The sequence below is a fragment of the Pseudoxanthomonas sp. GM95 genome (assembly GCF_900109775.1).
Taxonomy (GTDB): Bacteria; Pseudomonadota; Gammaproteobacteria; order Xanthomonadales; family Xanthomonadaceae; genus Pseudoxanthomonas_A.
Genome location: NZ_FOAX01000002.1, coordinates 1,564,338 through 1,570,858 on the forward strand (window position 1 = coordinate 1,564,338; position 6,521 = coordinate 1,570,858).

A 6,521-nucleotide genomic window follows, 5' to 3' on the forward strand; every position below is an offset into this window, starting at 1 on the left:
GCTGAAACGATGTTTGAAACGATCAGTTAATAAGTGAAAGTAAACAAGTAATTGATTTATATGGGGTGTTCACCCCTGCGGTAGCTTCGCGAGGAAGCGGCTGAAACAAAGATCATGTGTTTGCTGGGGGGCAAGTCGTCGTTGGTTAAAGCGTGGTTTCATTGTGGTTTTAACTTGCATCTAGCATGTTTGGTCTAGATTCCGAATCCCCGCCCATTGGTGGTCTATGAAACCTTCTCCTTTCAGCACGGTGCCCGAAATGGATGCCTTGGAATTCGGCTATGGCCCGTCCTTTAACGCGCGAAAAGTTGCCGAATGGATGGAGTTGGACAAGAAGGAGGTCTCTCGGATCTCGGCTGTGGCCCCGGCGTCGGTGCGTTACGACGACCATATCCCTAGGGCTGTTCGCGACCGGTTGGAAGAGATTGGCAGCATCGCCAATCTGGTTGCCCAGGTCTTTAATGGAGATGTCGGAAAGACGGCCTTGTGGTTCCGTGCGTCCAATCCGATGTTGGGGGACGTCTCGCCCAGGGACATGGTGCGACTGGGACGACATGAGAAACTGCGCAAATCCATTCGCAGCGCGATGGCTTCCAAAGTGCAGCTTCAAACAGCGCCCTAGGCAAAGCTGGTATCTAGGCTATCAAGTACAAGTCCACCAAGAATCCGCTTGGTTACTTTCTGGCGGCTTTTTTTCCGGAGAACCTGGGCCCGCAAAGCTTCATCGAGCTGCAGGATGAAAGCGATCCGCGCGCCGTCCGGATACTAAATTCAAGAGCCGCAGCCGAGCTCTCCGGCTGGAGCCAGGTGCCCAGAGCATTTCAACGCCCCTTGTAGGTCTGGGACATAGCGCATCGGCAAGGTAATCGTAGCGTTCCTTCCCCGGGTCCTGCTGGCCGGATTTGCGCATCTGCACAAATGCACACGCGCAAAAATATGCAAATGCACAGATTCGCAAACGTTCAATTGCACTGAACCTGAAAGGCACGATTGCGAATTTTCTTGGATCCGGTTCTGAAGATTTGCTGATTTGTGCAAATACGCTTAGGTTCAAATGAGGTTCTACAGATCGACGGATCTGGGAGAAAGCACTTCCCGTAGAGCCTCCCAACATCAGAAGACTTGGCTGATTGCGCCTTGTCGCAGCACGGACACTGTTGGGGATAACTGAAGACCGGTTCGGTCTTGGTCGGCGGTGTCACGCAAGTCAGCGCGTGTCTGATCGTTATGCACATGATTGCCTATCGGAACAGCGCCAGCCTGTGGGCAGCGCGTTTGCCTTGCTTGCTCTCTCTAACGCCTTCGAGTCTTCCCGTCCGAGCGGGTTCATCTCATGTCCGATCCCAAGCCCAAGGCCTGGTACCCGGTTGCTGCCTACCTGTATATGCTGCACCTGGATGGCCCAGCGCTTGCTTGGGAGTACCTTCGCCGGCATCCCGGGTATCGCCGTGCATGGGCACAGCGCAGCTTCCTACATGAAGCAGGTGGTGACTGGGGCCTGAGATTGATGGAAGACCCATCACTGGACGCGCGCGAGGCGCAGCCAAGCTGGTTGCCCGGTCAGGTCGGCATCGTGCGGCTCCTCGCCGATGACGACCCGGCATCAAAGTCTGCGGTCTTTTCGTTTTGGGATATCCCTGGACGTAGGCAGTTGTTCCACGACGGTAGGCGCCTGCAGTTGACCACGCGTTGGCCTGGCGGCCACCGGCGATTGGAATTGGACATGCAGTTGAACGATGGATCGGCTTACCTTCTGGCCGTGCACGCGGACGCGCCAGTTTCTCTGTTGCTTCGCCACGCGCGGGCTCTGGCCGATCCCGATGCGGTGAACGTGCACGTGCGTCAGGTGCTGGCCAGCCCCCGGCCGACGGCGCCAGCGCTGTTGGAGATGCTCACTCTGCAAACGCTCGATGCAGTACTTGCCGGCGCATCCCAGCGCGAGATCGCCATCGGGCTTTTTGGTCGCCAGGTCGTTGCAGACGGTTGGCATGCCGACAGCGATCTGCGTGCACGAGTGCGCCGCCTGGTGCGCCGCGGTCGGGAACTGATGGACGGCGGTTACAGGCGACTGGCGCGAACAGAATAAGCAGGCCAGGGACGCTTGGGAGGAAAGTGCAAGACATCCCTTTCTCGTCCGAATTGCCGTCCTGAGGCTGGACCTGACCGGCAGCAACCGTGCTGCAGGCGCCGATCCACGACGGAGGTTGATCCTATGCGACCTGCACCCTTACGTCCCGCTGCCACTGCGCCTAGCGCGAAAACGCCGCAGCCGCAGCGCTACCTCAACAACGATGAGGCAGCCCAGCATCTTCGTCTTTCTCCGCGCACGCTGGAGAAACAGCGCGTGATCGGAGGCGGCCCGCGCTTCCGCAAGTTCGGACGACGCGTCATGTACGCGGTGGCCGACCTGGACGCGTGGGCCGACCTGCACAGCTTCGAGGCAACCTCCGATCCTGAGTATGCCGAGCAGCACGCGGCAGACAGCCGTGCGCGCTGAGGCATGCCATGCCCGATCCGCAGCCGGATCGCGAGCAGTTGCAGCCGTTCCAGGCGCTGCCTGGGAACATGGCGCCACGCGACAGCCAGGACCTGATGGCCTTTCCGTTCTTCTCGCTGGCCAAGTCACGCAGGACGCTGCCGATCGATTTTCGGACCGCCAGCGTCACCATCCGGGTGGAGGGCACACGCGAACACGGCATGGCCACCATCTGGGATGCCGACGTGCTGATCTGGGCCGCCAGCCAGATCGTCCAGGCCCGCGACGAAGGTCTACATCCTTCGCGACTGATGCATGCGACGCCCTACGAGATCCTGCGGTTCATCGGGCGCGGGGTATCGCTGCGCGATTACCAGCGCCTCAAGGCTGCGCTGGACCGGTTGCAGTCCACCACCGTGGCCACCTCGATCCGCGAAACCACCGGGAGGCGCCTGCACCGCTTCTCGTGGATCAACGAATGGAAGGAGCTGGCCGATGCGCGCGGGACGCCGCTGGGGATCGAGCTGATCCTGCCGGACTGGTTCTTTGCCGGGGTGCTCGATGCGGCGCTGGTGCTGACCATCGACCCGGCGTATTTCCGGCTGAGCGGCGGGATCGAACGCTGGCTCTACAGGCTGGTGCGCAAGCATGGCGGCAGGCAGCGCGGCGGCTGGCAGTTCGATTTCCGCCACCTGCACCGCAAATCGGGAAGCACCGCCAGGTTCTCCGACTTCGCTTTCGACCTGCGTGGCCTGGTCGCACGGCAATCGCTGCCGGGTTACCGGCTTGCTGTGGTGCGGATCGGCCCTGGCGCCGAACGGCTGGCGTTCTGGCCTGTGCCGCCTACGGCACGGGGATAAGCCGGTGGATGACTGTGAGCGGCCTCGTGCTATCAGGCGCAACCAGGCTCGTGCCATCAGGCGCATCCCACTCGTGCCATCAGGAGTACGCGTGTGCCGCAGCGCCAGTAACGGCGCGGGTTTGGCCATCGCCTAACGCTCCTAACCCAGAAGCCCTAACCATTGTTGGAGCTTTGTTGCGGTGGACAACGGCAGATCACCGGCAGGTGCATGACTGCGCCGGAACTGATGCGTTGTCCGACTACAGCGCCAGGCAGGCAGGAAGGGCCGCAGCATGATCGTGGCCGTGCTCAACCAGAAGGGTGGGGTGGGCAAGACCACCCTGGCCACCCACATTGCCGGAGAGCTCTCCCGTCGCGACCAGACCGTCCTCCTGCTCGATGCCGATCCGCAGGGCTCCTCACTGGACTGGACCCAGCGCCGGAGCCAGCTCGGGCTGCCACGACTGTTCGGTGCGGTTGGACTCGCACGCGAGACGTTGCACCAAGAGGCGCCGGAACTGGCTCGCCGCGCGGACCACGTGATCATCGACGGGCCGCCGCGCATCGCTGCCCTGGCGCGCTCTGCGCTGCTGGCGGCAGACCTGGTGCTGGTCCCGGTCCAGCCAAGTCCGTACGACCTGTGGGCCAGCGCGGAAATGGTGTCGCTGATCCAAGAAGCGCGCACCTTCAGGCCTGCGCTGCGCGCGGCCTTTGTGATCAACCGGCGCATCACCGGCACCATCATCGGGCGCGAAGCGCGCGAGGCACTTGCAGGGCAATCGTTGCCAGCGTTGCGTTGTGAGCTGCACCAGCGGGTGGTGTTCGCCGACAGCGTCGCCGCCGGACGGCTTGCGTGCGAGAGCGCCCCGGGCAGCGTCGCCGCTGCCGAGATACGTGCACTGGCCGATGAACTGCTGGCGTGGTCGCCATGACCGGCATGCGCACCAGGCGCCCAGGCATTGGCGTGCGTCCACCGGCTGATCCGCATGCCCAGGCCTGGGTCTGCCAGGGCGATGCACAAGCGCTCCGGAAAGGCGAGCTCTACACCGCGCGACTGACCCTGGATGTCAGCCCGGCCATGCGCGCACGGATCAAGGTCATCGCCTTTACTGCCGGCGTGACCGTGGCCGAACTCCTGCGCGACCTGCTGGAGCACCAGTTCCCGGAACGTGCACCATGAGTGCGCCGGCCACGCGCCGGCCCATCGCCACTGCCGAGCTCCAGCCGCGGCCGCTGGCGAGCGTGCCCGGCTGCAGTGCGCCTTCGCAGCTAACGCGCGCATGGCTGCGGCATGTGCCTGCGCGATTGGATCGCTATCTGCGCTTTGGCAATGCACTGAAGGTGATCCGGCTGGATCGCTGGCGGCGCGTTGCGGTGTTCGTTCCCGGTGAGGTCTTCTGCCGGATCCACTGGCAGGCCAACGACTACGGCACCGAGCGCTGGCAGCTGCTGGTGCTGCAGGCCTGCACGCCGCTGGATGCAGCCCAGCGCATCGAAGGCGTGCGCCCTGGTGCGCGCCTGTTGCTGCGTGCCGAGGGTGCCAGGGCGGTGAAATCGGTCCTGGGCCAGATCGATGCGATCGAGGGCAGTGCCATCGCCGCACCAGCAGTCAGTCCGACGTACTGGCGCGTGCTGGGCAACAGGCTCCAGTGCAATCTGGCCTTGCCCGAGTACACACCCGAACGACATGTAGCCTGGTTGGCCAGGAGCGCGTTGGATGCGCGATGACCTTGCCCGCATTGCAACGTTGGTATTGCGAGGTCGCATCCGGCTTGCCTGCGCGACGGTGCTCGGTCTTGCTGCAATGGCATGGGCATCGTTTGTGACTCCGCTTCCGCGCCTGACTTACAACCGGACCAACAGCGTGGCGGTCGGCTGGTATCGCGTGGACAGGCTCGAACATCCAGCTCAGCTCCTGCAAACGGCGTTGCCGGTTGGCAGCATCGTGCTGGTCAGGATGCCGGCAGCTGCGGCAGTGCTTGCCGGGCAACGCGGCTATCTGCCCACGCGTGTCCCGCTGCTCAAGCCGGTGGCGGCACGCTGGCCACAGCAGGTGTGCATGGATGGTCCGGCCGTGCGCATCGATGGCGCGGTGGTGGCGACGGTGCTGGACGCCGACCGGGCGGGGCGGCCACTGCAGGCCTGGCGACAATGTCGCCGCCTGCGACCAGGTGAGTTGTTCCTGCTCGGTGCAGCCAATCCGGCTTCATTCGACAGCCGCTATTTCGGGCCGGTCGATGTCTCGGCCGTCATCGGCGTGGCGCATCCGCTGTGGCTACAGGCGCAGTGATCGCATCGCGCGCATGCACGACAGGCCGCGACCAATGAACACCACCCATGCGCACGCCCCGGTCGCACGTGACGTGTTCGCCCGATGCACGCGGCAACGCATTGCGGCACCGGCTCATGTGCAGAGTGGCTGCGGCCACAAACCCGCATCAGAAGCGATCCCGGGGATCGCATCGCTGCGCGCCGGCAGCCGCCTGGCAACGCCGGATCGACAGAGGTGCAGGGCAGCGGCAGAAGCAAAGGCGAAAGGCTCGGACTGTTTCGGGCCTGCCAGGCATCCAGTGGCGTCTGCCTGTCCCGAGGCGTCTACTGGGTATCCACTGATGCTTTTTGGAGCACGGCCATGACTCTCTATGTAGGTTTGGATGCGTCGCTTAACGAGACCGCCATCTGCGTTGTTGATCAGGATGGTCAGGTGATACGCGAACAGAAGGCCGCCAGCGAGCCCGACGCGATTGCTGCAGCGCTCTTGCCGTTCCGTCCGCAGCTTCGGCTGCTCGGGGTTGAGGCTTGCGCGATCGGCGGTTGGCTACAGGCCGAGCTGACGAAGCTGGGCTTTGAAATTGTTGTCATCGAGACGCATCACACGCACGTCTCGCTTTCGACTATGCGCAACAAGACCGATCGCAACGATGCACGTGGGATTGCACAACTCATGCGCCTTGGCTGGTTCAAGGTCGTGCACGTCAAGAGCGCCGAAGCGCAGCACATGCGCTCCATCCTTGGTGTCCGAAAGCTCATCGTCCGCAAGCTTGTGGACACTGAGAACGAGATCCGCGGCATGCTGCGCGGCTTCGGTTTGAAAGTCGGACCCATCAGCCGCGGCAACTTTGCTGGGCGCGTTTGCCACCTGACCGAGGACGCCGATGTGGTCATCCAGGAGCTGGCGATCAGGCTTTTGGCTGTGCGCGATGC

9 protein-coding genes are annotated in these 6,521 nt (G+C 63.1%); all 9 read left to right on the forward strand.

Annotation, left to right across the window (positions count from 1 at the left end; translation table 11 throughout):
* The first annotated feature begins 226 nt into the window (after positions 1–226).
* Positions 227–622, forward strand: a complete 396-nt coding sequence (locus tag BMZ17_RS14835; protein ID WP_093139456.1) for a hypothetical protein — start codon at positions 227–229, stop codon at positions 620–622.
* 711 nt (positions 623–1,333) lie between these two features.
* Positions 1,334–2,086 (forward strand): DUF7011 domain-containing protein, encoded by a 753-nt coding sequence (locus BMZ17_RS14840; protein ID WP_093139459.1) that lies wholly within the window; start codon positions 1,334–1,336, stop codon positions 2,084–2,086.
* 126 nt (positions 2,087–2,212) lie between these two features.
* The gene (locus BMZ17_RS14845; protein WP_093139462.1) at positions 2,213–2,497 is read left to right on the forward strand and encodes a helix-turn-helix transcriptional regulator; all 285 of its coding nucleotides are present in this window, start codon (positions 2,213–2,215) and stop codon (positions 2,495–2,497) included.
* Between the two features lie 8 nt (positions 2,498–2,505).
* Positions 2,506–3,336 carry a replication initiator protein A gene (locus BMZ17_RS14850; protein ID WP_093139464.1) on the forward strand — a complete coding sequence of 277 codons (831 nt, stop codon included), beginning with the start codon at positions 2,506–2,508 and terminating at the stop codon, positions 3,334–3,336.
* Between the two features lie 274 nt (positions 3,337–3,610).
* The gene (gene parA, locus BMZ17_RS14855) at positions 3,611–4,249 is read left to right on the forward strand and encodes a ParA family partition ATPase (protein WP_093139467.1); all 639 of its coding nucleotides are present in this window, start codon (positions 3,611–3,613) and stop codon (positions 4,247–4,249) included.
* The gene (locus tag BMZ17_RS14860) at positions 4,246–4,497 is read left to right on the forward strand and encodes a chromosome partitioning protein ParB (protein WP_093139470.1); all 252 of its coding nucleotides are present in this window, start codon (positions 4,246–4,248) and stop codon (positions 4,495–4,497) included. Before parA ends, BMZ17_RS14860 begins: the two co-directional genes overlap by 4 nt.
* Positions 4,494–5,045: a DUF2840 domain-containing protein gene (locus tag BMZ17_RS14865; protein ID WP_093139473.1), complete on the forward strand. Its 552-nt coding sequence runs from the start codon at positions 4,494–4,496 to the stop codon at positions 5,043–5,045. Before BMZ17_RS14860 ends, BMZ17_RS14865 begins: the two co-directional genes overlap by 4 nt.
* Positions 5,035–5,607, forward strand: coding sequence for a S26 family signal peptidase (locus BMZ17_RS14870; RefSeq protein WP_093139476.1), 573 nt, complete (start codon positions 5,035–5,037; stop codon positions 5,605–5,607). The genes BMZ17_RS14865 and BMZ17_RS14870 overlap by 11 nt, the downstream gene beginning before the upstream one ends.
* Before the next feature lie 342 nt (positions 5,608–5,949).
* Positions 5,950–6,521 (forward strand): IS110 family transposase (locus BMZ17_RS14875; protein ID WP_175485604.1); only part of this gene is annotated, 572 nt, incomplete at its 3' end.

Coding starts and splice junctions, on each gene's coding strand:
- BMZ17_RS14860 (WP_093139470.1), top strand. CDS start 4,246: ATGACCGGCATGCGCACCAGGCGCCCAGGCATTGGCGTGCGTCCACCG.
- BMZ17_RS14870 (WP_093139476.1), top strand. CDS start 5,035: ATGCGCGATGACCTTGCCCGCATTGCAACGTTGGTATTGCGAGGTCGC.
- BMZ17_RS14840 (WP_093139459.1), top strand. CDS start 1,334: ATGTCCGATCCCAAGCCCAAGGCCTGGTACCCGGTTGCTGCCTACCTG.
- BMZ17_RS14835 (WP_093139456.1), top strand. CDS start 227: ATGAAACCTTCTCCTTTCAGCACGGTGCCCGAAATGGATGCCTTGGAA.
- BMZ17_RS14845 (WP_093139462.1), top strand. CDS start 2,213: ATGCGACCTGCACCCTTACGTCCCGCTGCCACTGCGCCTAGCGCGAAA.
- BMZ17_RS14850 (WP_093139464.1), top strand. CDS start 2,506: ATGCCCGATCCGCAGCCGGATCGCGAGCAGTTGCAGCCGTTCCAGGCG.
- BMZ17_RS14865 (WP_093139473.1), top strand. CDS start 4,494: ATGAGTGCGCCGGCCACGCGCCGGCCCATCGCCACTGCCGAGCTCCAG.
- parA (WP_093139467.1), top strand. CDS start 3,611: ATGATCGTGGCCGTGCTCAACCAGAAGGGTGGGGTGGGCAAGACCACC.